Genomic DNA, 26409 nt, shown 5'->3' with positions numbered 1-26409 from the left:
TCGAAGATCATTCTGTGCGGCTACGCCGCCGTAACCTTCTTGATGAACGCGCGCTGAACCGATGGCATGGACGCATATGCCCCATCGGCGCGCCGCAGCACCGGCAAGGCCTTCGCAGAATAAAACGGATGGCCGTTTATTCAACAGGAATCGCGCGCTTCACGCCTCGACGTTGCGGCGGTTGCCGGGTGATCTCGGCCGTCCGCCAGGCGTGTTCTGCGCGGCGAGCATTGCCACTGCGGCTTCAATGGGAATGGGACCTGAGAACAGGAAGCCCTGTGCCTGCTGCGCGCCAAAGGCTCGTAGAAACCGCAATTGTTCGCGCGTCTCGACGCCTTCCGCCGTGAGAACGATGCCCAGGGACCGGCCGAGGCGCACCACATATTCGACGATGGCCGCGGCGTCGCGCTCGGTCCCGAGGTTGGAGATGAACGAGCGATCGATCTTGATCTTCGTGACGGGGAAACGACGAATGTGGACCAACGATGCATGCCCCGTCCCAAAATCGTCGAGCGCGATCCGGACACCGCTTTCGCGCAGGTGCAGCAGCGCCGCATTCACATCGGCGTCGGCACGGATGATCGCACTTTCCGTAATTTCGATCTCGAGGCGGGAGGGCTCGAAGCCAGTTTGCGCCAAGATGCCCAGGATGACGTCGGCCACATGGACCTGCCGGAGGCTGACCGGGGACATGTTGACCGATATCGTCACATCGTCGAGTTGGCACCCCAGTTCGCAGGCACGGCGCATGACCCAATTGTCGAGCCGGCAGATCAGCCTGCTGCTTTCCGCGAGGGGCACGAAGGTTTCTGGCAGCAGGCGACCGCGTTTGGGGTGATCCCACCGCACCAGCGCCTCGAAACCGACGATACGTTCGCTCTCCACATCGACCTGCGGCTGGAAAACCAGAGCCATTTCTCCGCGATCGATCGCCTCGGAAAGCTCAAGTTCCACGGTGCGCCGGTTGCGGATGTCCTGCTCCAACATAGGTTCAAATGTTCGCGCAAGCCCGCGCCCGTCAGCCTTCGCGCGGTAGAGCGCAATGTCGGCAAGTCGCATCAACTCGCTCGCATCGGTGGAGTGTTCGGGCGCATAGGCGACGCCGATCGACGCCCCGATCTGCAAGTCATGCCCTTCGGTGGAAAGCGGCTGCTGCATCAGATTCAGCAGATTTTCGATGAACCGGTCCGCCTCGCCACGGTTCGCACAAGTAAGATAAAATACGAACTCGTCTCCGCCGAACCGGGCAGCAAGTCCTCGGTCACCAAGCATCTTGCGCAGCCGGGCAGCGATCAGGCACAGCAGTTTGTCGCCGATGCCATGCCCGAGCGTATCATTGATATCCTTGAACCCGTCGAGATCGAGAAAGGCGAGGGTAAGGACTTCGGAAGGGTCAAGGACCGCCAGCCGCTTCTCAAGGCGACCGAAGAAGCCGGCGCGATTGGAGAGGCCCGTGAGGTAGTCCTCCATCGCTAGTTTCCTGGCATTGGTCTCGCTGGCTGCGAGTGCCGCGCTGGTACGCCAGGACTGGATCAGCAAAAACAGACAAATCGCGAGCAAGACCAAGGAAAGACCCGCGATCACCGGTGCGATCCGCTGCAGGGCGCTGGCCCCAGGTCGCTCCGGCGTCCATGCAAGCTCAATCGGCTTGCCGTCCACCAGATTGACGAGTGTGATGAAGTTCCCCTCCCCGCTCTGCGGCGTCCCGGAATAGATCCGGAAGCCAGCGAGTTGAACCCGCTGGGCCAGATCACCGAGGAAGGAATCGTCCAGAAGGTCCACGGTGACAAAAAGCAGCATGCCTCCGCCTGGTACGGTAAGGAGCCGGACCACCGCGAGACCCGCGAAGTCCGGGGTGGATACAAAACCCGAAATTGGCTCGCCCAGAGCGTCAGCGGAATGCGCTTTGGAAAGGTGAATCATGCGTTCCAGGGCCGGGCGCAGACCGTCGAACTGATGCGAACCGGTTTCCTTGCCGAGCGTTGAAGCGGTGATGACACGCTGGTCGCCATCGACAAGGAATGTCCGTTCGTAACCGAACTGGTTGTTGAGAACGGCACCGAATTTCTCATGAAGCCAACGGATGTCTTGCTGCCTCACACGCGCTTCGATCTCCTGATCGGAGGCCAGGAGGCGCACTGTACGCTTCATGAGATCGACATGGTCGCTCAGGGCAGCAAGCACGGTCTGCCGTTCCAACGCGCTCGCGCGGAGATCATTGTTGGCGGTTGCGAACGCGAAGATGGCGCAAAGGCAAGCCACGACCATCAGCACCGCTGCGACCGTCGCGATAGTGAAGCTGCGCGCTGCGGCGCCCGCCCGTCTAGGAATATGAACCTCCCGGCTGAGGCCGTAAAAAGGCCGCGATATCGACCACATGTCGCCCTCGACCTTTTTCTTACGCCTTGGGACGGGGTGCAAGAGCGGGGAAGCCGACTGGCCGTCAGGTACCGGCAAACCACAGTGACGCGAGGCCGAGAAACGCGAAAAAGCCAACGCTGTCGGTAACCATGGTGACGAAGACGCCGGAGGCGACCGCTGGATCCAATTTGAGCTTGTAGATGGCGAGAGGAACCAGGATTCCGAACAGTCCGGCCGCCAGCATATTGATCACCAATGCGCTTGCGATGACGCCGCCGAGTTGGATATTCCCAAACCAGGCGGAGGCGATTACGCCAAGAAGAACCGCAAGAACCGAGCCGTTTACCAAACCAACCAAAACCTCGCGGAGAACGACGCGCCGCGCGTTGTGCGAGCTGATGTCCTTGGTCGCCAGTGCACGCACTGCCACCGTCATGGTCTGATTGGCCGCATTGCCGCCCATGGATGCAACGATGGGCATGAGCACAGCCAAGGCCACCATCTTCTCAATTGTCGCGGAAAACAGGCCAATGATGAAAGCTGCGAGGAATGCGGTCCCAAGATTGACCACCAGCCAAGGCAACCGGCCGCGGGCCGTGTAGGCCACCGTGTCTGAAAGCTCCTCGTCGCTGCCGACGCCGGCCATGGCCCGCAGGTCCTCGTCCGCCTCTTCCTGGATCACGTCCACCACGTCGTCGATGGTCATGACCCCGACCAGCCGGCCCGCATCATCTACGACCGGCGCTGAGACGAGATTGTAGTGTTCGAACATGCGAGCGACCTCTTCTTGGTCCTCGGATGCCTTGACCACGTGGCGCTGGTCGCTCTTCACGGCAGTCAGGAGCACCGCCCGCTTGGTCCGCAGCAGCCGGTCCAGGGGCACGGAGCCGATGAGCCGGTAGGCGGGATCGACGACGAAGACCTCGTAGAATGTCTCGGGCAAGTCGTCGGTCTCGCGCATGTGGTCGATGGTGCGCCCGACGGTCCAGAAGGGCGGGACCGCGATGAACTCCGTCTGCATGCGCCGGCCGGCGCTCTCCTCCGGATAATCGAGCGAGCGTTGCAGCGCGACCCGCTCGGGCGCGGGAATGTGCTGGAGGATCGCCGCCTTCTCGTCTTCCTCCAAATCCTCAAGAATATAGACGGCATCGTCCGAATCGAGATCGCGGATGCCTTCGGCGACCGTCCATGGCCGCAGCGCCTGGAGGATCTGGACGCGTACCGTCTCGTCCAGTTCTGTAAGAGCGGTGAAGTCGAACTCACCTCCCGCAAGTTCGATCAGCTTCGGGCGCTCGTCCTGGTCTAGGGCTTCGATGAGGTCGCCGAGGTCCGCCTCGTGCAGGCCGCGGATTAGTGCACGTAGTTGGTCTGCGTTGGAAACTGCTAAGGCATGGCGGACACCGGCCAGGAACGAGGCAGCAATGGCACCCTCGCCGTCGCGCGGGGAAAGGGGGGCGACTTCGTCGGTCGCAGCGGAACCGTCCTCGCGCATCGTTCACCCCACGTCATGGCTGGAAAGCGGCACGGGTTCGGCCTAGGTTGCCGCCAACCTGACCAACCGTTTCTCGCTTGCTATTGGTTGAAGGCGGAAGCCGCAGCGTGTCGCCGGGTGTCCGTCTACGCGCTTCTAGGCATGCGAGCGCGGGAACGCAAACGCTCCTGCAGGAAAATCCATTTCATGAGCATCCGTACCGTCTTGGGCTTGGCGATTGGAGCCATGGCTCTGCATTTAACTCCGCTTGCGGCGGCAGCCCAAGGCTGTCCTGGGCGGCCCTCCGCGCTCGGCACGACGCGGGTGATGGAAGTGCCGGAAGGCGTGCGGGTTGGCACCAAGTCGTTTCCCCAGACCCTCAATCTGAAGCCGAAGGAGGTGGTGCTGACTTTCGATGACGGTCCATGGCCAAAGACCACGGCAGCGGTTCTTGATGCCTTGAAAGCACAATGCGTACGCGCGACTTTCTTCCTGATCGGCGAGAATGCGCGGGCCCGGCCTGAACTGGTGCGGCGGGCGCTCGCGGAGGGGCACACCATTGCCCATCACTCCATGACCCATCCCGAAGCGACGCTCGCTCGCCTGCCATTCGATGCCGCTGTTGCAGAAATCGAGCGCGGAATTTCCGCCGACGAAGCCGCTGCTTACGGCAATAGCGCTCCGAATTCTGTGCCGCGCGTTCCGTTTTTCCGTTTTCCTGGATTTGCCTCGTCGCCGGAACTTCTCGCTTATTTGGAGAAGCGTGGCATTTCTGTCTTCGGTGCCGATCTTTGGGCAAGCGACTGGAACAAAATGACGCCGGAGCAAGAACTTGCCCTTATTCTTGGGCGCCTAGATGCGGCTGGCGGCGGTATCATTCTGTTTCATGATACGAAAACTTACACCGCAGCCATGATTCCGGCGTTCTTGCAGGCTTTAGCCGAGCGCGGCTATCACATCGTGCATATCGTCCCGGCTTCGACACGATCTTCCGGCCGTTGAGGTTAACCGGATCTTCGGGTGGCGACTCGAAACTGGCGGTGCGTCACCTTCGATCCTTGGGATCCACCCTTCCGGGTGTCACGAGAGTTATGGGAATGCGGTCGATTTTCCTTTCGGGAGTCATTGTTGCCATGGCGGGGCTGGCGCAGGCCGCCAGCGATCAGCCGACAGGAGACGCCGGTTCCGCCTCGCACATGATCTTCTCCCCCGCGTCGACCGCCGCAACCGTCCCCTCGCAGACTGCTCCCGAAGGCTCCGCAGCTCCGGCAGCTCCCGCAGTGCCAAAGAAGCCGGTCCCGGCGATTGCCGCGTCGGCCGCGGCAACGACTCACCCGAACTATGCGCTCTCCGCTGCCGTTAAGCCGGGGGAAGCCTGCCCGGGCAATCCAGATGCGCTCGGCACCTCGCGCATCGTCAAGATCGACCCGAAGCAGACTCCCTTGCTCGGTCGCCTCCAGTACCACCAGACGGTGCCTTTGGAAAAAGGTGAGGTGATCCTCACGTTTGACGATGGGCCCCTGCCTCCAATGACGCATCGCGTGCTCGACACCCTGGCCGCAAATTGTGTGAAGGCGACGTTCTTTATCGTCGGGCGCATGGCCAACGCCTATCCGAGCGTGCTGCAACAGGTTTACGAAGCGGGCCACACCATCGGCACCCACAGCCAGACACACCCCCTGATTTTTCCGAAGTTGAAGCAGCCGGCTGGTATTGCCGAGATCGAGCAGGGCTTTGCCTCGGTCAATGCGGGTCTTGCACCCATTGGCGCGCATACGGTGCCGTTCTTCCGGTTCCCTGGGCTTGGTCGGACCAAGTTCTACGAGGCCTACACCCAGGAGCATGGCATTGCGGTGTTCAGCGTCGATCTGGTCGCCGACGACTGGATGCACCTGAAGCCCGACGAGGTGCTCAAGCGCGCGCTTGATCGCCTGGAAGCACGCGGGTCCGGCATCCTGCTCTTGCACGACATCCAGCCCTCGACCGCGGTCATGCTGCCGACCTTGTTAAAGGAGCTGAAGGCGCGCGGGTTTCGCGTGGTGCACATGATCTATGGCCAAGGACCTGATGCCGTCGCGGCCCTGCCGACGCCAGCACGAGCTGCTTCTGCCGCTGGTGCGGCACCTCAGGCGGCGGAGGCCGTCAAGCCGGCCACTGCTCAGCCCAAGCCCGTGAACGTATCCGCGCGTCCGGCGACGGCCGCCACGGCTGTCACCAGCAACACGTCGGCGGCGCATGTGCCTCTGCCCGCCCCCGCGCCGTCCACCGTGGCGCCGGTACGGGCGGCCCCGGTGGAGCAACCCTTTAGCTTTTCCTGGCCGCGAATCCTGACCGACATCCTCCCGAAGGAGATGCGGCCCACGCAGTGACGTGCTGGGGGCGTCTACCCCCGCGCGCCGCACGGCTTCCTTGAATCGCATGACGCGAGGCACGCCGCCCGCTGCCCCTAAAGGGACGCAGGCGCCCTCGGGCGCCATCCCAGAAACGACAACGGCGCCCGAGGGCGCCGTTTTGCGTCGGCCTTTGCGGCCCCATCTTCTGGTGCGGACGAGAGGACTCGAACCTCCACGGGTCTCCCCACTAGCACCTCAAGCTAGCGCGTCTACCAATTCCGCCACGACCGCAGTCAGAGATGGCTCGGCGCCCGCTAACCCTAAGGTGCGTGGCGCCGGGGGCCATCGTCTAACAGATCGACTCCGGCGCCACAAGGCCTCAACAGTGGTTCGTGCGCCAACTATATGTAGCCTGTGGATGGCGTGTCTCCCGCGCGCCTTCGAAGATGTATGAAGCCTCCATGATCGCGCCCCCATCTGCCATGCCGCTCTCCGCGCCCGCACCCCGTTCGACGCTGGCCACGACCTTCCTGCCTCGTGCCGCCGATGCGCCGCCTGTCGAATGGAGCGTCAGTGATTCCCTGGTGCCCTATCCTGAGGCCATGGCGGCCATGGAGGCCCGTGTCGCGGCCATCGCGGCTGGCACAGCGCCGGAACTGGTGTGGCTGCTGGAGCATCCCCCGCTCTACACCGCAGGGACGAGCGCCCGGCGCGAAGATCTGATCGATGCGCGATTCCCGGTCTTCGAGACCGGGCGCGGCGGGCAATTCACCTATCATGGCCCCGGGCAGCGGGTCGCCTATGTGATGCTGGACCTCAAGCGGCGCAGCGCGGACTTGCGCCAATATGTGAGCGCACTGGAAACCTGGCTGATCGCCGCCCTTGCCGCTTTCAACATCCGGGCGGAGCGCCGCGAGGACCGGGTGGGCGTATGGGTGGCGCGCCCCGGCCGCGAGGAAAAGATCGCCGCCATAGGCATTCGCGTGCGCCAATGGGTCAGCTTCCACGGCATTTCCCTGAACATTGCTCCCAACCTCACCCATTTCGGCGGCATCGTGCCGTGCGGCGTGCGGGAGCACGGCGTGACCAGCATGGAAGATCTCGGCCAGCTCGCGAGCCTGCCGGAGGTGGACAGCGTTCTGCGCGTTGCCTTCGAAGAGGTCTTTGGCGCGACCCGTCCCGGTCAGGGTTTGGTGTAGCGCTACCGTGGCCCGGCCGGTGAAGGGCCGTAAGCGTCGGTCTATTTACCCATCGCCGGATTCGAGGCGGCAGGCTGAGCCCCTTCAGGCTTGGTCCCGTCCGCCTTGGCGCGTCCATAGACCGTACAGGCGACCGCGATATAGTTCGGCACGGTATCGATCCAGCACAATTCCATGCGGTCCGCGCTGGCCTCGCCGTCGCCGACGCTGAAATCGGTCGCATAGACCATGCGCTTGCCATCGCTGCGGAAGGTCCCGAGGAGGATCTGTTCCTTGCCGCCCTTGGAAATCACAGCTCCGCCGAACGCATGGCCGCTCTGTGTATCGATACGTACGCTCCAAGCCTCGTTGCCGGGCGCACTGAGAAATTGTGGCATGTCGGCTTGTACGCGCATCTGGTCCATTGGCGCGACGGTCAGGTTGGAACCAGAATGTTCCGTTGGCGTCCAGAGCCCGATGATATTGGGCGCATCGGCGGCGCACGCCGGTGCCGCAAACCCAAACAACACAATCCCTGCAATCGCCGCAGACCGCATGTCATCGCCCCCAGCCGACGCACCGCCCAAATGCAGCGCGCTTCAGATTCCAAGTTTGCTCTTGAGGATTTCGTTCAGCGCCTGGGGATTGGCCTTGCCGCCCGAGAGCTTCATCGCCTGGCCAACGAACCAGCCGAGCATGGTCGGCTTGGCCAGGACCTGCGCAACCTTGTCGGGATTGGCGGCGATGATGTGGTCCACCACCTTCTCGATCGCCACCATATCGGTGACCTGTTTCAGGCCGCGCAATTCGACGATCGCCCGCGGATGCTCGGTGCTCTTCTCTTCAAGCAGAATGACGAGCACATCCTTCGCGATCTTCCCGGAGATGGTGCTGTCGGAAATCAGGTCAACGATACCGGCGATCTGTGCCGGTGTGATGTGGACGCGATATAGGGGCAGGCCGACGGTGTTCGCGTAAGCGGACAGGTCGCCCATGATCCAGTTGGCGACCATTTTGGCATTTCGCGGCACGATGCCTTCGGCGGTCAGAGCGGCCTCGAAATAGTCGGCGGTCTCCTTTTCCGCCACCAGGATGCTGGCGTCATAAGTGCTCAGGCCATAATCGAGAATGAAGCGGGACTTTTTCTCGTCCGGCAGTTCGGGCAGTGCAGCATCGAGTTCACTGACGAAGGCCTTGTCGAGCACCAGCGGCAGCAGGTCCGGATCCGGGAAGTAGCGGTAGTCATGTGCCTCTTCCTTCGAGCGCATGGACCGAGTCTCGCCCTTGTTGGGGTCGAACAGGCGCGTCTCCTGGTCGATCTTGCCCCCATCTTCCAGGATCTCAATCTGCCGGCGGGCCTCGACCTCGATCGCCTGGCCAATGAAGCGGATGGAATTGACGTTCTTGATCTCGCAGCGCGTGCCTAATGGCTCGCCGGGCCGGCGCACGGAGACGTTCACGTCGGCACGCAGATTACCCTTCTCCATGTCCCCGTCGCAGGTGCCGAGATAGCGCAGAATGGAGCGTAGCTTGGTCACATAGGCCCGCGCTTCTTCCGAGGAGCGCAGATCGGGCCGGGAGACGATCTCCATCAGCGCGACGCCGGAGCGGTTCAGGTCCACGAACGATAGGGTCGGAGAAAGATCATGGATCGACTTTCCCGCGTCCTGCTCCAGGTGCAGGCGCTCGATGCCGACCGTGATGCTCTCACCATCTGGCAAGTCGACGATAACCTTACCCTCGCCGACGACGGGATATTTGAACTGGCTGATCTGATAGCCCTGCGGCAGGTCCGGGTAGAAATAATTCTTCCGGTCGAATACCGAGCGCAGATTGATCTGCGCCTTCAGGCCGAGCCCCGTACGCACGGCCTGCGCGACGCAGCCGCCGTTGATAACCGGAAGCATACCCGGCATGGCTGCATCCACCAGCGACACATGGTCGTTGGGTGGGCCGCCGAATTCGGTGGAGGCACCGGAGAACAGCTTGGCGTTCGAAGACACCTGAGCATGAACTTCCATGCCGATCACCACCTCCCAATCGCCCGTGGCTCCACGAATGAGCTTCCTTGCATCGGCGGGTCGGACGTGAGCGGTCATTGCGGTCCTTCGTAAATCGCGCGGCATGCGCCGCAGGTCATCTGTGTCCCTACTCCCGCAGGCCGCTCTCTGGCAACCGTGGGAGCATTGCGGAGACATCAGCTTCATATGTGCGCCAGCGTTTCCACCCTTCCCGGCCCGTGCTAAGCCGCAGACAAATCGGAAGCGGTTCGATCGCGCGAAGGGAAAAGCATGCGTCTGGCGTCCGTCACTCTCGCACGCGACGAAGCGGACATCATCGAGGTCTTCGTTCGCCACAACAGCCATTTCGTCGATTGCATGTACATTATCGACGACGGCAGCACCGATGCGACCCGCCGCATTCTCGATCTGCTGGGGGAGGAAGGGCTGCCGGTGGTTCTGGTGGAAGATGGGGACCATGCTGCCTACAATCAGGGGCGCCGTACCACCGGCCTCATGCATCGTGCGATGCAGGACGAAGCCTGGGACTTCATCTTTCCCCTCGATGCCGATGAGTTCATCGCAATTGACGACCGCCCGAAGCTGGAAGCCGAGCTGAACGCTCTTCCTGAGCCGCGCATCGGAGCGTTCTCCGTCACCCATTATTTCCCGCATGCGGACGACGATGCGGCGGACCCTAATCCCCTATCGCGCCTGACCCATGTGCTCGATCTGCCGCGGGGCGCCAACAAGGTGATCGTCCCCGGCGCTTTCGCCGGCCATCCCGAGACGCTGATCTCGGACGGCAACCATATCATCAGCCGCTGGCACGCCGAGCAGCCCATGACCCTTCTTGCTACCGCCGATCTCGCGCATTTCCCCGTGCGATCGGACAACCAGTTGGTGGCAAAATGCATGGTCAGCTACATCCGCTGGCGGGCAAGGCCGGATTATAAAGCGTCCACCGCCTCCCATCATATCGATGGCGCCCGCGCCCTGATGGACGAGCCAGGCCTTCTGCTCCAGCGGCCGGACCGACTGCTTTTGGCCTATATTCCCCAATTGGAAGGTCCAGTCGCCGTAAGGCCTTTCACGGGCCGGCGCGCGGCGCCGCGTTATCTCGATCTTGCGCGCACTCATCCCTATCGCCGCGTCCTTGCGAGCCTGGATTCACTGGTCGAGGGGGCGCGGGCTGGGACCGCTGAGCTGAATGCGCTGAGGGTGCAGGTACGCAAGGCACAGGCGCCGTTCCACGTGGCCCTGGCCTCGGCGCTGCGGAAAACCCGTCGCTCCTTCCTGAAGCGTTGGCTGTCACACCGCGCGAAGTGAAGACGGGAGAGGTCCAGCCTCGCCTTGGCGCGGTCCGTGGCATACATTAAACCAGAACAAAAGCCGCAGATGCCGGGACCGGCGCCTGTAGAACCAACAGGCCCAAGGGAGCAACGCCAGCCATGCCACACCTTGCAACAGAGGCCGGTAGCATCGAAGAAAGCTGGAGCGGATGGCGGCCGTTCACCATTGAAAGCCGTACGCGCGAAAGCGACATCATCACGTCGTTCGTTTTCCGCCCGGTGGACGGAAACGGGGTGCCCCGTCACAGGCCAGGGCAGCATCTTACCTTGCTGATCGAACCCTCCGATGGCGCGCCGATGAAGCGCAACTACACCATCTCGGGCGAGGCGAACGGCGAGACCTATCGGGTCTCGGTGAAACGTGAGCCGCAAGGCCAAGCTTCGAAATGGCTCCATGACGCGGCGGAGACCGGCACGCAGGTCAAGCTTATGCCGCCGTCCGGTAGCTTCCTGTTGCCCGCCGACCAAATGAGGCCCGTGGTGCTGCTTTCCGGCGGCGTCGGCCTCACCCCCATGGTCTGCATGCTGGAGGCGCTCGCCGCGCAGCCCGAGGGCGTGCCGGCTCATTTCGTTCATGTCACGCAAGATGGCGCGGCCCATGCCTTTGGGCCCCATGTGAAGGCGCTTGCGGATCGTCGTCCCGGTCTGCGCGTCACCACATTCTATTCTCGCCCTCGGGAGAGTGACGTTGCGGGTCGCGATTTCGACCGTGCCGGTCAGCTCGAAATCGACTGGCTGGCGGACAACACGCCACTGCAGGACGCTGATTATTTCATCTGCGGCCCGCTCTCGTTCATGCGCACATTCGTGACCGGACTGGCAGAGCTGGGTGTCCCGCACGACCGCATCCATTTTGAATTTTTTGGGCCGGTCGAAGAGCTAATCGAAGCCCCTTCTGCCACCCCTGCCCCGGTTGCGCACCCGACCACCGAAACGAAAGCCTCCGGGATGACCACGCTCGCCCCCTTCTCGTCCGGCACGCTCACACCGGACCGCATCGCCCAAGCGCTGGTCGCCAGCAATGCAGATGCAATCGTGGCGAGTGATCGGGAAGGGACAATTATCCTGTGGAATCCGGGCGCCGAGCGCATCTTCGGTTTCTCCGAGCAGGAAGCGCTCGGGCAATCGCTCGACATCATCATTCCCGAGCCGTTCCGCGCCCGCCACTGGGAAGGCTATCATCAGACCGTGGCCAGCGGCGAAAGTCGCTATGGCGCCGGCGATCTGCTGGCGGTGCCCGGCCTGCACAAGGACGGACGGCGTTTCTCGATCGAATTCACCATCGTGCTGCTGAAAAATGCCGACGGGAAGGTGGAAGGCATGGTCTCCAGCGTGCGTGATGTGAACGCGCGCTTCGAGGAGACCAAGAAGCTGCGCAAGGAACTGGCGGAGCTGAAGAAGCCAGCGGCTTGAGGCATCTCCTCAAAGCAGCCAGAGCATTTCGCCCTGCCCGCCCACGAGCCGGTCGCCCACATACCGCCGCGCACGCCCCGAAAGCGCGCCGCCGAATAGAGCAGCGATCTCCGGCACCCGGCGGGCGATTAGCTGGAGTGCGATGAGGTCATGTTCGCGTGCATCGCCAATGCCGGGCGCCAACAAGTGTGGCTCCTGTGCCAGCAGCAACGTGCCGCGCTTCATATCGGCACCGGCCTGCGCGCCGAGTGTGCCAGAAACTGCGATGGTGCCTGCGATCATTCCGCGCGCCACGCTGTCGCCGGCATGGCCTGAAATCAGCACCAGTCCGCCGCGCATCTGGGTGCCGGCCAATGGCCCAACGTCTCCGGCTATCTCAACGATGCCGCCGGTCATGCCTCTGCGCTCACCCGGCAGGGGACCGCCGAGACGCGCTCCCACTTCGCCCTTCACCGTGATCCGTCCGCCAGTCATGCCGCTGGCAAGTCCCTCGCCCGTGTCGCCGGAGATTGCCAGACGTCCACCGGTCATCCGCGCCCCTGCGAAGGCTCCGACGGGGCCAAACACCTGGAGCACCCCGGACGACAGGTCGGCACCGACAAAATCCAGGCGCGGGTCACCGGAAACCGAAAGCGCGCCGTCTGGCGCGGGTGACACTGTGAACACCTCCGCCAGCGGAACTCGCGCCGTGCCGTAAGCAAGGGGCTGACGCTCCACCTCGGCCAAGGTGAGGCCGGCCAGAGCGTCCGGCGTCAGCCCCGCCAGACTGAGCCGAGCGGCGAGCGGGCCGCGCAAATGCAGCTCATAACCGCTCATGCCATCAGCTCCCGCAGCTTGAAATGGAATGGGCCGAGATTGCCGCCATAATTTCCGGCATCGATGGCAACAATGCCACGCGCCTCGCCGAGCGCGCACACGGCAGAGATGCCCGCCCGCATGGAGGCCGCGACCTCAGCCGACGACAATCCGTCGATGACGATTTCCAGCACGCTCTGGACATCCGGCGGCAACGCGCTCTCAACGCTCGCGCGCAAGGTCGGGCAATAGGCATCATTTGTTGAGGCGATCATGCCGGCATATTTGCCGCCGATCTTGGACCCGGACCGCACCACCCCGCCGGGAAACGGGAGGATGGCGCCTTTGACCGCACCCATCGCCTCCACCGCATGCTCCGCCGCATTGAGCGCGGCCGCGCGCGAACGCGCGAGAATCAAGAAATTTCCGCCCCCGACCGCCGCCTCGGTGCTGCCGACGACATCGTCACACACGAACTCCCCTTCCATGACCGGGATGCGCCAGAAGCGGCGATCATCGAAGCTCTTGGAAATCTGGTGTCCATCGCCGAAATAACGCAACGCCCGGCCGAGCGGCACACGCGCACCGTCCGTGAGGCCCGCGTAACAGGCTGATGTGGGCGCGGTCAGGACGCATTGGCCAACCCGAGCCGGCACGATCTTTTTGAGATCTTTCAGTGACATGGCGAAAATCAAAACGGAGACGCCCGGCCGCCCGTCCGGCGTATCCTCGGGTGCGATCTCCCCTTCTATCGCCGCCTCGCAGCCGCAGCCGATCACGGACGTGGCAAAGCCCGTGAGAGACACGGCCGCGGTGCGCACCCAACGTGGGGTGTCGGCGGTGATGACCAGTCGCGTGCCCGCCATCGGGAAGGCTTCCGCAAAGCCGTCGCGGATGTCCACGCCATTGATGTTCACGAGCCGCACTCCACGATATTCGGCCCCTGCCCGTCCCGAATCTCCCCATCCGAAATGCGGAAATGCTTGGCCTTGAGGCCCACGGCCTCGTCGAACCAGCGATCCATGCGCTTGTCCATGAGCGGGTCAAACTGAGGTTTCACCGCATAAGTGCGGCCCTGGACAAGCTCCACGATCTCCCCGTCCCTCACGATGGTCCGCCCGTCCTTCAGCACCAGGCGGGGCGCCGAAAACATGGCTTCGCGGTCCGCCGTATCTTCGTAGAGCACCACATCCCCGATTGCCCCTGGGGCAAGATGGCCGCGATCCCTCAGGCCGAGCGTGCGCGCTGGTGCGGCGCGGGTGACGATCGCGATCTCCTCCAGCGTGTATTCACGCTTCAACAGGCCAAGGTTGGTATGCGCCCGTGCCGCCTTGTGAATCCGCGCCAGTTGCGCGTCGCGGAAATCCCGGTCCATCAGAAGGCGGATCAGATGCGGATAGGAGGTGAAGGGGCCTCCGTTGGGATGGTCGGTGGTCAGGAAGACCCGCCAGGGGTCCTCGATCAGCAGGAAGAGTTCCAGGCCGATGGCCCATTGCAGGGCATTGACGAAAGATTTGTCGCGATAGGCAAACGGCACCACGCCGCAAGCGGCATCGCACTCGATATCCATGCCAATCCATTTTTTCGGATCGGCAATCCCGTGATTGCGATACTGCGCCATCAGGTCGGCCGAGGCCGTGACCGTCTGGCCGAACATGATCTGCCCCACATCCACGGAGATATGGGGATTGGCATTCACCGCAGCCGCGATTTCCGCCGCCCCGGAGGAAAAGCGGCGATCCCCTTCCGCGCCATAGGCATGGAATTGAACGTGGGTGAGGTGAAGGGGAAAACCTTCGGTCGCGCCGATCGTGGCGAGTGTGGTCGCAACATTGCCGGGCACGCCGAGGTTGCAGCCATGCAGGTGGATGGGATGGGGAATGCCCAGTTCCGTCACCGCCCTCTGCAAGGTCTGAAGCACCCGGCGCGGGGTCAGGCTGTAGAAAGGGCCGACCTCGTCCAGGTCCAGGCTTCGGGCGTTGAATTTGAAGGCCGAGATGCCGCCGGGGTTGACGATCTTGATTGCGCACGTCTGCGTGGCCGCCAGCATCCATGCGACATAGTCGTTGATCGCAGTCTGGCCTTCTCCCATGGCGATCAGGCGGAGCAGGAAATCGTCATTGCCGAGCACCAGGAAGCCGCCGGTGTCGATGTTCGGGATGTCGGCCATCTCAAGATGGGCATGGCGGGCATTGGCGCCCACCACGGCCGGCTCGAAAACGGCGGTATAGCCCATCTGTGAATAGCGGCAGCCCGTGGCATGGGTAGTTGGCGCCGCATTGCCACCACCACAGCCGCAAAAGGCGCCGACCGGCTCGGGATTGGCGCGGCGATCCTCGCCCATCAGCAGGCGGGCGAGATTCACCTTTCCGCCGGCGATGTGGCTGTGCAGGTCGATGCCGCCCGCCATGACGATGCAGCCTGAGGCATTATGGGTTTCGTCAGCACGCACATGCGGATCGTCGGCAACGATCCGGCCATCGTCGATCAACAGATTGCCAACCGCGTCCACGTTTCCGGATGCGGGGTCGAAAATGCGCCCGTCGGCGATGCGTACTCTCATGCCGACCTCCCCGATTGCAGGATCGCCCGGGCCGCTTGCGCCACGCTCGGCAAGCCGGCCTCTCGGAGCTTTTCCAGCGGCAGACACACCACGCTGTCCATGCGGAACACTTGGCCTGCATGGTCGATGCCGGGCGTGCCCACGGGGATGAAGACGTCCGGTTCTCGCTCGAACTCGGTTTCGGGATGAGAAAGCGCGATCACCGGGCCGCCGCTGAACGCGGCTGGCGGATCGGGGCGAAAGGCGCTGACATGCAGCAGCAGGTCGCCATCGCGCGCAGCTTGAGACGTGGCGTAAAGGCTTGGTTCGTGCTGGGCTTCGCCCGCCGCAACCAGCGTGCGCAGCGGATAGCCGAACCGCCACAGTGCAACTTGGTGGGCCCCGATGAGATTGTCCCGCCCGCCGAGCGGGAAGACCGCGGCACGGGTGGTCTGGTTCAACCGTGCGACGATTGCGGCGGCATGGAAAATGGTGCGCTCAGCCTCGACCGGCTCCAGGCGAGCTGCATTCCATGTCAGCACGCCATAGCGTGCGCTCTTCAGGGCTCCGGCCAGTTCACTGAGCGCTGCGCCCAACGCGCCGTCGAACGCACCGGCCAGGGTCGTCGCAGGGCGCCCGTCCACGAAGGCGTTCAGCGCTGCAACGGCATCAGCAAGCAAAGCGGCAGGTACGGGAATGTGCGAGGCCCCATGCGCCGTAAGCGACGCTCGCGCCATCGGGCCGGCCAGCTCACCAAGGAAGACAATACGGCGCGAAGTGGCCCCGGCGATGAACAAGGGAGCCTCGTCAGCGGAGGTTGCCTCGCTGGGACGCGCTGGGAGGGCACGCTCGAAAAAGCGCGAGAAGTCATGTGTCGGGTCGTCGCCCACGACCACCAGCAGGTCGCAACGATTGCGAATTTCCGCCAGCGTCGTTGCGATCCAGCCACGCCGCTGGAGGGTTTCGAGATTGCGGAACAGGCCGACTGATGCGGCATGGTCGAAGCTTGCGCCGAAGCGCATGGCGAGGTTGAAAATGCCGCGCAGCCCGTCAACATCCGCGCCGAGGCCGGAGAAGACGGCTGACCTGCTCGCGGACAGAAGCGCGGCGGCCACGGCCGATGCCTCGTGCAGATCCGTCTCACGGCCACCAACACGTGGAACGGGCGGAATGCCGCCCGAGCGCCGAAGCAGGGCCGCAGCCTCGGGACAGGCACTGCGCGGCCGCACGGCCCGGCCCTCGACGCTCACCACCAGATCATCGCAACCAAGGCCGCAGAAGCCACAGACGAGGTCTTTCACCGTGCGCGCTTTTCCCGTCTCCATGGCTGGATCAGTCATATTTGACATAAGCGAAGCGCAGGTCGTCCCTTGGCGTGCCCGCGAGCGGCCCACCCTCTTCGGCCCCCGGCTGCCACAGCACCACGTCCTCGATTTTCTTCGCCAAGGCGAAGTCACGGGCGGTGATGCCCTTTGCATCGTGGGACATGAGACGTACCTCGACCCAGGCATAGGAGGCGGTGAGATCGGGATGGTGCCAGGCCGCCTCGGCGAGATGGCCGATGGTATTGATAACCATCAGCGTGCCCTTCCAGCTATTGGTGCGGTAGGTGCGGCGGATCCAGCCCTCCTCCAGCCGCCACTGGGGCAGCTCTTCGGTGAGGCGGCGCGTGATTTCGTCTTGAGAATAGATGGTCTTGCGATCGACAGGCATGGTCGCGCGCCTCCTTCAGCGGGGTATCCCGTTCAAGACGCTGCGGCGGTTCCCCGCTTGTCGTTGCAGTGCTCCGGTTGTGTTCCGGGCCATGCGTCCATTCTTGGGAATAGAGCTAACATCTTCCGGCACGGGCGCAAGCCCGGTCCGGTTCACTTTCACAGGCCGTGCTGCCGTTTGGCAGCTGTCAGCGTGTTCTGGAGCAGGCAAGCGATAGTCATGGGGCCGACGCCGCCCGGAACCGGCGTGATCAGTCCCGCAATGCCCTGCGCCTCCTGATATGCCACATCCCCTACGAGGCGGGTCTTGCCGTCTCCCTTTGGGACGCGATTGATGCCGACGTCGATGACCGTGGCGCCCGGTTTGATCCAGTCGCCCCGCACCATTTCCGGGCGGCCCACCGCGGCGACGAGGATATCTGCGGAACGGCACTCGCCGGGCAGGTCACGCGTGCGGGAGTGGGCGATGGTGACCGTGCAATCCTCCCGCAGCAGCAATTGCGCCGCCGGCTTGCCGACGATGTTGGAACGCCCGACCACGACGGCCTTCAGGCCCGAAAGGTTCCCGAGATGATGCTTCAGCAGCATGACGCAGCCAAGAGGCGTGCATGGCACCAATGCGTCAAGTCCGACCGCGAGGCGGCCGGCATTCACCACGTGGAAGCCATCGACATCTTTGGCAGGATCGACGGTCGAGAGCACCTTGTTGGTGTCGATATGAGCAGGCAGCGGCAATTGCACGAGAATGCCGTGCACCGCCGGATCAGCGTTGAGCGTGGCCACCAGGCCCAGCAGATCAGCCTCACAGGTCTCGACCGGCAGTTTGAACTCGAACGAGGCCATACCGGCTTCGGCCGTCTGGGCGGCCTTGTTTCGCACATAGACTTGGCTTGCGGGATCTTCCCCCACCAGCACGACGGCGAGACCCGGTTTTAAACCAGTACGGGACTGGAGGTCCGCGACCTCGACGGCGATGCGGGCGCGCAGGTCTGCGGCGAATGCCTTTCCATCGATAGGCTTGGTCTCGATCACGATCATCCCCTGCGAACGCGGCCTGGCTTTATGCGGTGCCTTGTCGGGCAGATATCGCCCGCCCTTCAAGACAAATCCGCACGGACCCGCCCAAACGTGCAGCTCATGTCTTATAGGGATAAAAAGTTTCGTAAAGAGAAAATATGCAAGGTTGCCGCACAATTCAGCCGAGATGTTTGTCCTCGTAGGCGACCGTCCACTCGATAAGGTCGCGCCACAAGCGTTCGGTGAGATCCGGCGGCAGTCCGGCGGCAGCAGCGCGCAGGCCCACGCGCTCCACCACTTCTTCCACGCGGTCCGGCAGGAGGGCGGCGATTCCCTCCCGCTCCTTGATGCCCACCACATTTTTGACCACGGCGAGGCGCTGCACCAGCAGATCGACGATCTGGTCGTCGATGGCATCGATGGCGTCGCGCGCGTCGGCGAGGGCGAGGGGAACGCCCGGTCGCCCCCGCGGCCGCGCGCCGCTCATTTGGCCCACCACAGGTCTTCCACGGGGATGCGGCCTGCCGCGTCCTCGATCACCTGGGCGAGAGAGAACAAGGTCTCCTCCTCGAACGGGCGGCCGATCATCTGCAGGCCCAGCGGCAAACCGTCGGCGGAGAATCCGGCGGGAACGGAAATTCCCGGCAGGCCGGCCAGGTTCACCGTCACGGTGAACACGTCGTTGAGATACATCTCGACCGGATCGGCCTTGCTCTTCTCGCCGATACCGAAGGCGGGCGAGGGAGTAGTTGGGGTCAGCACAGCATCGACTCCCTGCGCGAAGATATCGTCGAAGTCGCGCTTTATGAGGCTGCGTACTTTCTGCGCCCTGAGGTAGTAAGCGTCATAATAGCCGGCGGAAAGCACATAGGTGCCGATCATGATGCGGCGGCGCACCTCCGGCCCAAAGCCGGCGGCGCGCGTGTTCTCGTACATCTCAGCGATATCACGGCCGGGAACCCGAAGCCCGTAGCGCACGCCGTCATAGCGCGCGAGGTTGGAGGAGGCTTCTGCCGGGGCGACGATATAATAGGCCGGCAACGCGTAGCGGGTGTGGGGCAAGGAGATATCGACCACCTCGGCACCCGCATCGCGCAGCATGTCTGCGCCCTGCTCCCACAGCTCGATGATCTCCGGCGACATGCCCTCCACCCGGTACTCGCGGGGAATGCCGATGCGCTTCCCTTTCACCGAGGCGCCCACGGCATCCTCGTAATTTGGAACCCGCAGGTCGACGCTGGTGGAATCCTTGGAATCGTAACCGGCCATGGAGCCCAGCAATAGGGCTGCATCGTTCACGGAGCGCGCGAACGGACCCGCTTGGTCGAGCGAGGAGGCATAGGCAACGATGCCCCAGCGCGAGCAACGCCCGTAGGTGGGCTTGATTCCCACAGTGCCGGTAAATGCGGCCGGCTGGCGGATCGAGCCGCCGGTATCGGTGCCTGTCGCCCCGGCGCACAGGAACGCCGCCACCGCCGCCGCCGAGCCGCCGGAGGAGCCGCCCGGCACCAGGGGGGTCGTGTCGCCCTCGCGGCGCCACGGCGAGATGACGGGTCCATACGCCGAGGTCTCGTTGGACGAACCCATGGCGAATTCGTCGTTGTTGAGCTTCCCGAGCATCACCGCCCCGTCGCGCCAGAGCTGCGAGGTCACCGTGGATTCATAGGGCGGGACAAAGTTTTCGAGAATTTTCGATCCGGCAGTCGTGGCGATGCCGTCAGTGCAGAACATGTCTTTTACGCCGATGGGCATGCCTTCCAGCGCGCCGCCTTCGCTGTTGGAGATGCGGGCATCGCTGGCCGCCGCCATTGCGAGCGCCTTCTCGGCCGTCTCTTCCAGATAGGCGTTGAGGCCCCGCGCCTTCTCCATGGCATCGAGATAGGACTGGGTCAGTTCGACCGCAGTGAACTCACGCAGCGCAAGCTTCTCGCGCGCCTCGGTGATGGTGAGCTGATTGAGTGCGGTCATTCCACCACCTTCGGCACGGTAAAGAAGCCACCCTCGGCCTCGGGGGCATTGGCCAGGATCTTTTCGGGATAATGCCCGTCGGTCACCACATCCTCGCGCAGAGGCAGATTAAGCGGGATCACGCCGCTCATCGGCTCGATGCCGGAGACGTCAAGCTCCGATAATTGCTCGACGAAAGCGAGGATGGCGTTCAACTCCTCCTGAAGCGGCGCGAGTTCCTCCTCGCGGACCGAGATGCGCGCCAGATGCGCAACCCTTCGGACGGTCGCCTGATCGACGGACATGGACTGCTCCCAGCACGCACCGCGCCCGTTTCCACGCGCGACGCCAACAAATGGCTCAACCGCAAGCGGTTGAAGCATGTTCCGAGCGCGAACGCTGCAATTTTCCGCATCGCCGCGCCCGGCTTCCCCGCCGCTATAGCAAGCCGGCGAATTGCGAGGCAATGGCGGTATGGCAAGCGGCGCGATTTCACGCGCCTGCGTGTCGTTAAGCTTCCCGCACCGCCTTCAGGAATTGCGTACCGTAACGCTCCAGCTTGGCTTCGCCGACGCCTGACACGTCGCCGAGAGCCGCCAGCGACCGGGGGCGCATGCGGGCAATTTCCATCAAAGTTGTATCGTGGAAGATAACATAGGGTGGAACACCCTGCGCTCGCGCAAGCTCCAGCCGCAGTGCTCTCAGCTTCTGATAGAGCTTTTCGTCGTGCGGATCCGACAAAGCCGCCTTCGGCGCTCGGGCGCCGCCCGTGACCCGCGCCGCCCGGGTGCGAGCTTCCACCTTCAGCTCGATGCGCCGTTCCCCGCGCAGCACCGGCCGGCAGGCGGCGGACAATGACAGGCCGCCATGGCCCTCCACATCCACCTGCAAGAGGCCGAGCGCCACCACTTGGCGGACAATGGCGCGCCACTCGTCCCGCGAAGTCTCCTTGCCGATGCCGAAGGTGCTTAGCGCCTCATGGCCGAATTTTGTGATCTTCTCAGTGGTCGCGCCGACCAGCACGTCGATGACATGGCCGGCGCCGAAGCGCTCACCGGTGCGATAGACGCAGGAGAGGAGCTTCTGCACCGCCTGGGTGCCGTCATAGGTGCGCACCGGCTCAAGACAGGTGTCACAATTGCCGCACGGCTCGTCGAGCTGCTCCTCGAAATAGGACAGCAGAACCTGGCGTCGGCAATTGGCTGTCTCGCACAGGCCGAGCAGCGCATCGAGCTTCTGCCGCTCCACCCGTTTGCGGGCCTCGGGCGCATCGGAGGCTTCGACGAACTGGATCAGCTTCGCCACATCCTCCACGCCGTACAGCAGCAGTGCCTCGGAGGGCAGGCCATCTCGCCCGGCCCGGCCCGTCTCCTGGTAATAGGCCTCAATGCTTTTCGGCAGATCGAGATGCACCACGAAGCGCACGTCGGGCTTGTCGATCCCCATGCCGAACGCCACCGTCGCCACCATCACGATCCCGTCTTCCTTCAGGAAGCGGTCCTGGTGGCGCGCGCGGCTCTCGGCATCAAGGCCCGCATGATATGCGAGCGCGGTCCGCCCTTCATCGCTCAGGGCCTGGGCGGTCGCCTCCACCTTGGCGCGGCTCATGCAATAGATGATGCCCGCCTCACCCTCGTGCTCATCCAGCAAGGCGCGCAGCTGCGCCTTGGGGTTGGCTTTCGCGGCGATGCGATAGCGGATGTTCGGGCGGTCGAAGCTGGAGAGGAAGACGCGTCCTTCCTCCAGGCCCAGCCGCTCGACGATTTCGCGCCGTGTGGGCCCATCCGCCGTGGCAGTTAGCGCGATGCGGGGAATGCCGGGAAAACGCTCATGCAAGAGCGTTAGCTGGCGATATTCCGGGCGGAAATCATGACCCCATTGGGAGACGCAATGGGCTTCGTCGATGGCGAACAAGGCGATACGCGCGCCCTGCAGCAGGGTCAGGAAGCTGTCGGTCAAGAGGCGCTCGGGTGCCACATAGAGCAGGTCGAGTTCACCCATGGCGAGAGCCCGTTCAACCTTGCGCGCCTCGCCCGGTGGGAGAGACGAATTCAGCGCAGCAGCCTTCACGCCCAATTGGCGCAGCGCCTGAACCTGATCGTGCATCAAGGCGATGAGTGGGGAAATGACGATGCCGGTGCCCGGCCGCACCAGGGCCGGAACCTGATAGCACAAGGATTTTCCGCCGCCGGTCGGCATGAGCACGAGGGCATCGCCCCCGGCGCACACATGCTCGACGATCTCCGCCTGCGGCCCGCGAAACGCCTCATATCCGAAGACATGACGCAGGATCTCTCGCGGGTCCTTGGACGAAGCCGGAACCTTCAGCGACTCAAGCGGCAGGGCGGCGGACATGGCCCTTTATAGCGCGGGAGGGGGCAGGGGCAACGCGGCCCCTGCCCCCCGATTGCTCAGGCCTCGAAGCTGCCGCCACTGGCCGGCACGATGACCTTGGTGGAATGCCCTTCCAGCGCCGCAACGAAGCGATGCGCATCCTTCTCTAGAACGGGGAAGGAGCCATAGTGGCATGGCACAACGCTCTCGACATTCAGGAAGCGCTTTACCGCCAGTGCAGCGGTCTCGGGGCCCATGGTGAAGCGGTCGCCAATCGGAACAAAGGCGATCTTCGGCTTGTGGATCTCGCTCAGCAGGGCCATGTCGGAGAAAATATCGGTATCCCCGAGGTGCCACACCGTAGGCTGGCCTGCGGCTTTCACGATCAGTCCTGTGGGATTACCGAGATAGGTGGGGTTTCCACCGCCGCCACCCGAGGAATGATCAGCCCGCACCATGGTCACCGTGAAGCCTCCGAGGTCGATAGTGCCGCCGGTATTCATCATTTCGAGGTTGGTCAGGCCCTGCGCGCCAAGGAAACCGGCGATCTCCGGATTGCACACCACCGGCACGGAGCGATGGCTTGCCTCCGCCTCCTTCACGATTTCGACCGTATCGCCGATGTGATCGCCGTGACCGTGGGTCAGCAGAATGTGGGTGACGCCTTGTACCGCATTTGCGCGCCCTGCCGAGAAGGCGGGATTGCCGGTGAAAAAAGGATCGATCAGGACGACTTTACTGGCGAATTCCAGGCGAAAGGCGGCGTGTCCAAACCAGGTGATTTTCATGAAATGGCCCTTAAAGAGTCGGTCCGCGGCTAGGACGGATACTGCACCCGGAGCCGTGGAGCAGGGACGCTGAGGCCCGGTACATGCTCACGGCACTTCAAAAATGCCAGATGCCCAGGCTCCGGAACTGGGGTGAGTATCGCCAAACTCGTGCCTTTCAGCAACGCGATCGCCGCGGCACCTGTGGCCTGTGGCGGGCACGGCGCACCCATGCTAGCGAAGGGCATGAGCAAGGATCAGCCTGCCCCCTCGCCACCCGCGCCCATCCTGCCGCTCGCCGCCCTCGTTGGCATCTTGCCGCCGCGCGGCACGCTCATTGGGCTCGATCTCGGCACCAAGACCATCGGCGTAGCGAGCTGTGATCCCGACCGGCGTTTGGCCACTGTGGTCGAAACCGTCTGGCGCACCAAGTTTACCGCCGATGCCGCCCGCCTTGTCGCCCTGGCGAAGGAGCGCAATGCGGTCGCCTTCATTCTTGGTCTTCCGCTCAACATGGACGGCAGCGAGGGGCCGCGCGCGCAGGCGAGCCGGACCTTCGCCCGCAATTTTGCCCGCATCAGCCAGCGGCCCATCGGCCTGTGGGATGAGCGCCTGTCCACCGCTGCCGTCGAGCGCGCGCTGATCGCGGCGGATGCGAGCCGGGCCAAGCGGGCGCTGGTGATCGACCAGCACGCCGCCGCCTTCATCCTCCAGGGGGCGCTCGACTTCCTCGACCGTATCGCGGCGGAAAATGAGCCGGACGAGGAATTGCCCGAATAGTCCTTTAGGCCGGGCAAACCCATAGGCATGGAGCCTATGGAACGCAGGAGGAACAGGGGGTCGCCACCGATTCGGACCTGTTTCAGACTCGATGCGTTCTCCTCGCCCAGAGATGGGTGTCTCGGATTGGTACAGCTCAAGCCTAGAGCTAACGCGGACGTGGCGGGCGGCGATGGCGCGGAGTAGCGCCCAGCAGAATCCCGCGATCTACGGCACCGGCTCCGAATTTGGCGCGGAGTGTTTCCATCGCATCCTCGGCAGCCTTGAGGCGCGGGGTTCTCGTATCCACCAGGTCCGCCGGGTCGGCGTCCGCGCCGGGCACAAGATCGGACAAGCCCACTCCAATGAGGCGAAAGGGCGTGCCATCGATTTCTTTCACCAGAAGATCGTGGGCCGCCTCATAGAGGCGGGCCGCAAGGCGCGTGGGCGTGTCGAGTGTGCGGGAGCGGGTGCGCTGGCGAAAATCGGCCCCCTTCAGCTTCAACGTCACTGTCCGGCCGGCGATCTCGGCACGCCGTAGGCGCCCGCATACCTCCTCGCACAGGCCGTAAAGGATCTGCTCCAAGGGCCGTAGCTCTCGGATGTCCGTGTCGAACGTGGTTTCGCCGGAGACGCTCTTGGCCTCCCGCTGCGGCTCCACTTTGCGCATGTCGATGCCGAAGGACAGGCGCCACAGGCGCTGCCCTTCGGCGCCATAGCGGCGCAGCATGTCGATCTCGCCAAGGTGCTGGATGTCGGCGATGCGGTTCAGCCCATCGCGCCCCAGCTTCGCGCCGAAGGATGGGCCCACGCCCCAGATGAAGGTGATTGGGCGCGGCGCCAAGAAGGCCGGCGCCTCCGCCTGCCCAAGCACCGAATAGCCGCGTGGCTTGTCGAGCTCGGACGCGGTCTTCGCCAGGAATTTATTGCTGGCGAGCCCGATGGAGACGGTGATCCCGACCTCCCGCTCGACCTGCTGGGCGAAGCGTGCGAGCGCACGGGCCGCCGACATGCCGTGCAACCGCTCCGTGCCCGAGAGGTCGAGGAAGGCTTCGTCGATGGAGAGCGGCTCCACGAGTGGGGTGAGCGCCTGCATCAGCGCCCGCACCTGCCGCCCGGCGATGCGGTATTTTTCCATGTTCGGCTTGATGACGACCGCCTGCGGGCACAGTGCCTTGGCCTTGAACATGGGCATGGCGGAGCGCACCCCATGGATGCGCGCGATATAGCACGCGGTGGAAACCACCCCGCGCGTGCCACCCCCGATGATCAGCGGCACGTCCGCGAGGCTCGGATCATCGCGCTTTTCGACCGCCGCGAAGAAGGCGTCGCAATCCACATGGGCAACGGTGAGCGAATCGATCTGCGCATGGCGCACCAGGCGCGGGCTACCGCAGGCGACACAACGCGGTCCGTTTCCCGCGTCGGCGAGACAGTCGCGGCAGAAGCCCGGCAGCGGTACGTTCACGCGCGTTCAGCGGTCGCGGACCGCCGGCCCGTCGGGGTCGAACGGAGGGTTGAGCACATCGTGGGCGCGCGCCACATCCTGCGGCTTCAGGCCCGCATGGGCGGAGAATTCCAGCAACAGCGGTTCATCGGCCAGCAGGAAGGCCAGCAGCCCGGCATTGAAATGGGGCTCGCGCGCTGCCGCGCGCAGTTCCGCCGGGCCGAGCCCGGTCTCGGCCAGGAAACGGCCGATGCGGTCCGGCTCCTGGGCGAGAAATCCGAGGGCCGATACCGCAACGGCATCGGCGGCCTGCCGCACCCGCAGCGGCGTGTTGGTTTGATCTTTAATGGGCATTTGCGCTTCCGCAACGAATGGTCTCTAGCTTGGGCCATCATGTCTGATCCGTGCGCGAAAAGCGAAGCGGTCGGCATGCAGCACGAGGCTGGAGCCGCGCCACCGGCGCGGAGGCAAGCCTCTTGGGCGGGGACAGGGGTATGCCGAAAACGGTGATGATCGTGGAGGACAACGAGCTGAACATGAAGCTCTTCCACGATCTGCTCGAAGCCAATGGGTATCGGACCATACAGACCCGAACCGGCGTGGAGGCTGTGCCGCTCGCCCGCGAACACAAGCCAGACCTGATCCTGATGGACATCCAGCTGCCCGAGGTGTCAGGCCTTGAGGTCACCGGCTGGCTGAAAGCCGATCCCGAGCTGAAGGGCATTCCAGTGGTCGCCGTCACCGCGTTCGCCATGAAGGGCGACGAGGAGCGCATCCGCGCGGGCGGCTGCGAAGCCTATCTTTCCAAGCCCATCTCGGTGGCTAAATTCCTGGAGACGGTGCGCCTTTATAGCGGGGGATGAGAGGCGGCCCGGCGAATCGGGTGCTTTGACATCACGCGCGCTTCCGCTAACTTCGGCCTGTCGGGACAATGCAAGCCTTGAGGCCGCGCGCATTGCGCTGTCCGGCTTGGAAATACCC

The 26409-nt window shown here is 63.8% G+C and carries 24 protein-coding genes and 1 tRNA gene; 7 read left to right on the top strand and 18 right to left on the bottom strand.

The window, feature by feature from the left end:
* Positions 1-159: 159 nt before the first annotated feature.
* Together V5F77_RS08365 and mgtE are read right to left on the bottom strand one after the other, a co-directional pair.
* Complete coding sequence (locus tag V5F77_RS08365; protein ID WP_429004890.1) at positions 160-2379, bottom strand: putative bifunctional diguanylate cyclase/phosphodiesterase; 2220 nt, start codon at positions 2377-2379, stop codon at positions 160-162.
* 64 nt (positions 2380-2443) lie between these two features.
* Positions 2444-3853, bottom strand: coding sequence for a magnesium transporter (gene mgtE, locus V5F77_RS08360; protein ID WP_429004889.1), 1410 nt, complete (start codon positions 3851-3853; stop codon positions 2444-2446).
* A gap of 186 nt (positions 3854-4039) precedes the next feature.
* Between mgtE and V5F77_RS08355 the strand changes: the two genes are divergently transcribed.
* Positions 4040-4834, top strand: coding sequence for a polysaccharide deacetylase family protein (locus V5F77_RS08355; RefSeq protein WP_429004888.1), 795 nt, complete (start codon positions 4040-4042; stop codon positions 4832-4834).
* Between the two features lie 95 nt (positions 4835-4929).
* Positions 4930-6201 (top strand): polysaccharide deacetylase family protein, encoded by a 1272-nt coding sequence (locus tag V5F77_RS08350; RefSeq protein WP_429004887.1) that lies wholly within the window; start codon positions 4930-4932, stop codon positions 6199-6201.
* A gap of 170 nt (positions 6202-6371) precedes the next feature.
* Here V5F77_RS08350 and V5F77_RS08345 read toward each other — a convergent pair.
* Positions 6372-6456, bottom strand: a tRNA-Leu gene (locus V5F77_RS08345).
* Between the two features lie 170 nt (positions 6457-6626).
* On the opposite strand from V5F77_RS08345, the gene lipB reads away from it, so the two are divergent.
* The gene (lipB, locus tag V5F77_RS08340; RefSeq protein ID WP_429004886.1) at positions 6627-7364 is read left to right on the top strand and encodes a lipoyl(octanoyl) transferase LipB; all 738 of its coding nucleotides are present in this window, start codon (positions 6627-6629) and stop codon (positions 7362-7364) included.
* A gap of 41 nt (positions 7365-7405) precedes the next feature.
* Here lipB and V5F77_RS08335 read toward each other — a convergent pair whose 3' ends face one another.
* Both V5F77_RS08335 and gatB read right to left on the bottom strand, forming a co-directional pair.
* Positions 7406-7900 (bottom strand): hypothetical protein, encoded by a 495-nt coding sequence (locus V5F77_RS08335; RefSeq protein WP_429004885.1) that lies wholly within the window; start codon positions 7898-7900, stop codon positions 7406-7408.
* Positions 7901-7942: 42 nt separating this feature from the next.
* Positions 7943-9442 (bottom strand): Asp-tRNA(Asn)/Glu-tRNA(Gln) amidotransferase subunit GatB, encoded by a 1500-nt coding sequence (gene gatB / locus V5F77_RS08330; RefSeq protein ID WP_429004884.1) that lies wholly within the window; start codon positions 9440-9442, stop codon positions 7943-7945.
* Positions 9443-9634: 192 nt separating this feature from the next.
* On the opposite strand from gatB, the gene V5F77_RS08325 reads away from it, so the two are divergent.
* Positions 9635-10672 carry a glycosyltransferase family 2 protein gene (locus V5F77_RS08325; RefSeq protein WP_429004883.1) on the top strand — a complete coding sequence of 346 codons (1038 nt, stop codon included), beginning with the start codon at positions 9635-9637 and terminating at the stop codon, positions 10670-10672.
* A 122-nt stretch (positions 10673-10794) separates the two neighbouring features.
* Positions 10795-12108, top strand: coding sequence for a PAS domain S-box protein (locus V5F77_RS08320; RefSeq protein ID WP_429004882.1), 1314 nt, complete (start codon positions 10795-10797; stop codon positions 12106-12108).
* 9 nt (positions 12109-12117) lie between these two features.
* Here the strand turns inward: V5F77_RS08320 and V5F77_RS08315 are convergent, their stop codons facing one another.
* The 11 genes from V5F77_RS08315 to V5F77_RS08265 form a co-directional block, all read right to left on the bottom strand.
* Complete coding sequence (locus tag V5F77_RS08315) at positions 12118-12924, bottom strand: formylmethanofuran dehydrogenase subunit C (protein ID WP_429004881.1); 807 nt, start codon at positions 12922-12924, stop codon at positions 12118-12120.
* Complete coding sequence (fhcD, locus tag V5F77_RS08310; protein WP_429004880.1) at positions 12921-13820, bottom strand: formylmethanofuran--tetrahydromethanopterin N-formyltransferase; 900 nt, start codon at positions 13818-13820, stop codon at positions 12921-12923. Before fhcD ends, V5F77_RS08315 begins: the two co-directional genes overlap by 4 nt.
* A complete protein-coding gene (locus V5F77_RS08305; protein ID WP_429004879.1) occupies positions 13817-15466 on the bottom strand; it encodes a formylmethanofuran dehydrogenase subunit A in 1650 nt (549 codons plus the stop codon). The genes fhcD and V5F77_RS08305 overlap by 4 nt, the downstream gene beginning before the upstream one ends.
* Positions 15463-16770 carry a formylmethanofuran dehydrogenase gene (locus V5F77_RS08300; protein WP_429004878.1) on the bottom strand — a complete coding sequence of 436 codons (1308 nt, stop codon included), beginning with the start codon at positions 16768-16770 and terminating at the stop codon, positions 15463-15465. The genes V5F77_RS08305 and V5F77_RS08300 overlap by 4 nt, the downstream gene beginning before the upstream one ends.
* 7 nt (positions 16771-16777) lie before the next feature.
* Entirely contained in the window at positions 16778-17158 is a 381-nt protein-coding gene (locus V5F77_RS08295; protein WP_429004877.1) for a 4a-hydroxytetrahydrobiopterin dehydratase, read from the bottom strand.
* Positions 17159-17316: 158 nt separating this feature from the next.
* The gene (folD, locus tag V5F77_RS08290) at positions 17317-18195 is read right to left on the bottom strand and encodes a bifunctional methylenetetrahydrofolate dehydrogenase/methenyltetrahydrofolate cyclohydrolase FolD (RefSeq protein WP_429004876.1); all 879 of its coding nucleotides are present in this window, start codon (positions 18193-18195) and stop codon (positions 17317-17319) included.
* A 157-nt stretch (positions 18196-18352) separates the two neighbouring features.
* Positions 18353-18661: a chorismate mutase gene (locus V5F77_RS08285; protein ID WP_429004875.1), complete on the bottom strand. Its 309-nt coding sequence runs from the start codon at positions 18659-18661 to the stop codon at positions 18353-18355.
* The gene (gene gatA, locus V5F77_RS08280; RefSeq protein WP_429004874.1) at positions 18658-20142 is read right to left on the bottom strand and encodes an Asp-tRNA(Asn)/Glu-tRNA(Gln) amidotransferase subunit GatA; all 1485 of its coding nucleotides are present in this window, start codon (positions 20140-20142) and stop codon (positions 18658-18660) included. Before gatA ends, V5F77_RS08285 begins: the two co-directional genes overlap by 4 nt.
* Complete coding sequence (gene gatC / locus V5F77_RS08275; RefSeq protein WP_429004873.1) at positions 20139-20426, bottom strand: Asp-tRNA(Asn)/Glu-tRNA(Gln) amidotransferase subunit GatC; 288 nt, start codon at positions 20424-20426, stop codon at positions 20139-20141. Before gatC ends, gatA begins: the two co-directional genes overlap by 4 nt.
* Before the next feature lie 205 nt (positions 20427-20631).
* On the bottom strand, positions 20632-22476 hold the full coding sequence (gene recQ / locus V5F77_RS08270) for a DNA helicase RecQ (protein ID WP_429004872.1): 1845 nt from the start codon (positions 22474-22476) through the stop codon (positions 20632-20634).
* Positions 22477-22532: 56 nt separating this feature from the next.
* The gene (locus V5F77_RS08265) at positions 22533-23243 is read right to left on the bottom strand and encodes a metal-dependent hydrolase (RefSeq protein ID WP_429004871.1); all 711 of its coding nucleotides are present in this window, start codon (positions 23241-23243) and stop codon (positions 22533-22535) included.
* A gap of 225 nt (positions 23244-23468) precedes the next feature.
* Between V5F77_RS08265 and ruvX the strand changes: the two genes are divergently transcribed.
* Positions 23469-24002, top strand: a complete 534-nt coding sequence (gene ruvX, locus V5F77_RS08260) for a Holliday junction resolvase RuvX (RefSeq protein WP_429004870.1) — start codon at positions 23469-23471, stop codon at positions 24000-24002.
* Positions 24003-24150: 148 nt separating this feature from the next.
* On the opposite strand, the gene V5F77_RS08255 is transcribed toward ruvX, so the two are convergent.
* Both V5F77_RS08255 and V5F77_RS08250 read right to left on the bottom strand, forming a co-directional pair.
* On the bottom strand, positions 24151-25449 hold the full coding sequence (locus tag V5F77_RS08255; protein ID WP_429004869.1) for a DNA polymerase IV: 1299 nt from the start codon (positions 25447-25449) through the stop codon (positions 24151-24153).
* A 6-nt stretch (positions 25450-25455) separates the two neighbouring features.
* On the bottom strand, positions 25456-25782 hold the full coding sequence (locus V5F77_RS08250; RefSeq protein ID WP_429004868.1) for a DUF3572 domain-containing protein: 327 nt from the start codon (positions 25780-25782) through the stop codon (positions 25456-25458).
* Positions 25783-25922: 140 nt separating this feature from the next.
* Between V5F77_RS08250 and V5F77_RS08245 the strand changes: the two genes are divergently transcribed.
* A complete protein-coding gene (locus V5F77_RS08245; protein ID WP_429004867.1) occupies positions 25923-26291 on the top strand; it encodes a response regulator in 369 nt (122 codons plus the stop codon).
* Positions 26292-26409: the final 118 nt, after the last annotated feature.

The sequence above is a fragment of the Roseixanthobacter psychrophilus genome, assembly GCF_043195195.1.
Taxonomy (GTDB): Bacteria; Pseudomonadota; Alphaproteobacteria; order Rhizobiales; family Xanthobacteraceae; genus NCEH01.
The sequence above is the reverse complement of the archived record's forward strand: the minus strand, read 5'-3'. Positions and strand labels throughout refer to the sequence as shown.

Coding starts and splice junctions, on each gene's coding strand:
- recQ (WP_429004872.1), bottom strand. CDS start 22,476: ATGTCCGCCGCCCTGCCGCTTGAGTCGCTGAAGGTTCCGGCTTCGTCC.
- V5F77_RS08305 (WP_429004879.1), bottom strand. CDS start 15,466: ATGAGAGTACGCATCGCCGACGGGCGCATTTTCGACCCCGCATCCGGA.
- V5F77_RS08245 (WP_429004867.1), top strand. CDS start 25,923: ATGCCGAAAACGGTGATGATCGTGGAGGACAACGAGCTGAACATGAAG.
- V5F77_RS08335 (WP_429004885.1), bottom strand. CDS start 7,900: ATGCGGTCTGCGGCGATTGCAGGGATTGTGTTGTTTGGGTTTGCGGCA.
- V5F77_RS08365 (WP_429004890.1), bottom strand. CDS start 2,379: ATGTGGTCGATATCGCGGCCTTTTTACGGCCTCAGCCGGGAGGTTCAT.
- gatB (WP_429004884.1), bottom strand. CDS start 9,442: ATGACCGCTCACGTCCGACCCGCCGATGCAAGGAAGCTCATTCGTGGA.
- V5F77_RS08285 (WP_429004875.1), bottom strand. CDS start 18,661: ATGAGCGGCGCGCGGCCGCGGGGGCGACCGGGCGTTCCCCTCGCCCTC.
- ruvX (WP_429004870.1), top strand. CDS start 23,469: ATGAGCAAGGATCAGCCTGCCCCCTCGCCACCCGCGCCCATCCTGCCG.
- V5F77_RS08265 (WP_429004871.1), bottom strand. CDS start 23,243: ATGAAAATCACCTGGTTTGGACACGCCGCCTTTCGCCTGGAATTCGCC.
- V5F77_RS08295 (WP_429004877.1), bottom strand. CDS start 17,158: ATGCCTGTCGATCGCAAGACCATCTATTCTCAAGACGAAATCACGCGC.
- V5F77_RS08300 (WP_429004878.1), bottom strand. CDS start 16,770: ATGGAGACGGGAAAAGCGCGCACGGTGAAAGACCTCGTCTGTGGCTTC.
- V5F77_RS08315 (WP_429004881.1), bottom strand. CDS start 12,924: ATGAGCGGTTATGAGCTGCATTTGCGCGGCCCGCTCGCCGCTCGGCTC.
- folD (WP_429004876.1), bottom strand. CDS start 18,195: ATGATCGTGATCGAGACCAAGCCTATCGATGGAAAGGCATTCGCCGCA.
- V5F77_RS08350 (WP_429004887.1), top strand. CDS start 4,930: ATGCGGTCGATTTTCCTTTCGGGAGTCATTGTTGCCATGGCGGGGCTG.
- mgtE (WP_429004889.1), bottom strand. CDS start 3,853: ATGCGCGAGGACGGTTCCGCTGCGACCGACGAAGTCGCCCCCCTTTCC.
- V5F77_RS08325 (WP_429004883.1), top strand. CDS start 9,635: ATGCGTCTGGCGTCCGTCACTCTCGCACGCGACGAAGCGGACATCATC.
- V5F77_RS08320 (WP_429004882.1), top strand. CDS start 10,795: ATGCCACACCTTGCAACAGAGGCCGGTAGCATCGAAGAAAGCTGGAGC.
- gatC (WP_429004873.1), bottom strand. CDS start 20,426: ATGTCCGTCGATCAGGCGACCGTCCGAAGGGTTGCGCATCTGGCGCGC.
- V5F77_RS08355 (WP_429004888.1), top strand. CDS start 4,040: ATGAGCATCCGTACCGTCTTGGGCTTGGCGATTGGAGCCATGGCTCTG.
- lipB (WP_429004886.1), top strand. CDS start 6,627: ATGATCGCGCCCCCATCTGCCATGCCGCTCTCCGCGCCCGCACCCCGT.
- gatA (WP_429004874.1), bottom strand. CDS start 20,142: ATGACCGCACTCAATCAGCTCACCATCACCGAGGCGCGCGAGAAGCTT.
- V5F77_RS08250 (WP_429004868.1), bottom strand. CDS start 25,782: ATGCCCATTAAAGATCAAACCAACACGCCGCTGCGGGTGCGGCAGGCC.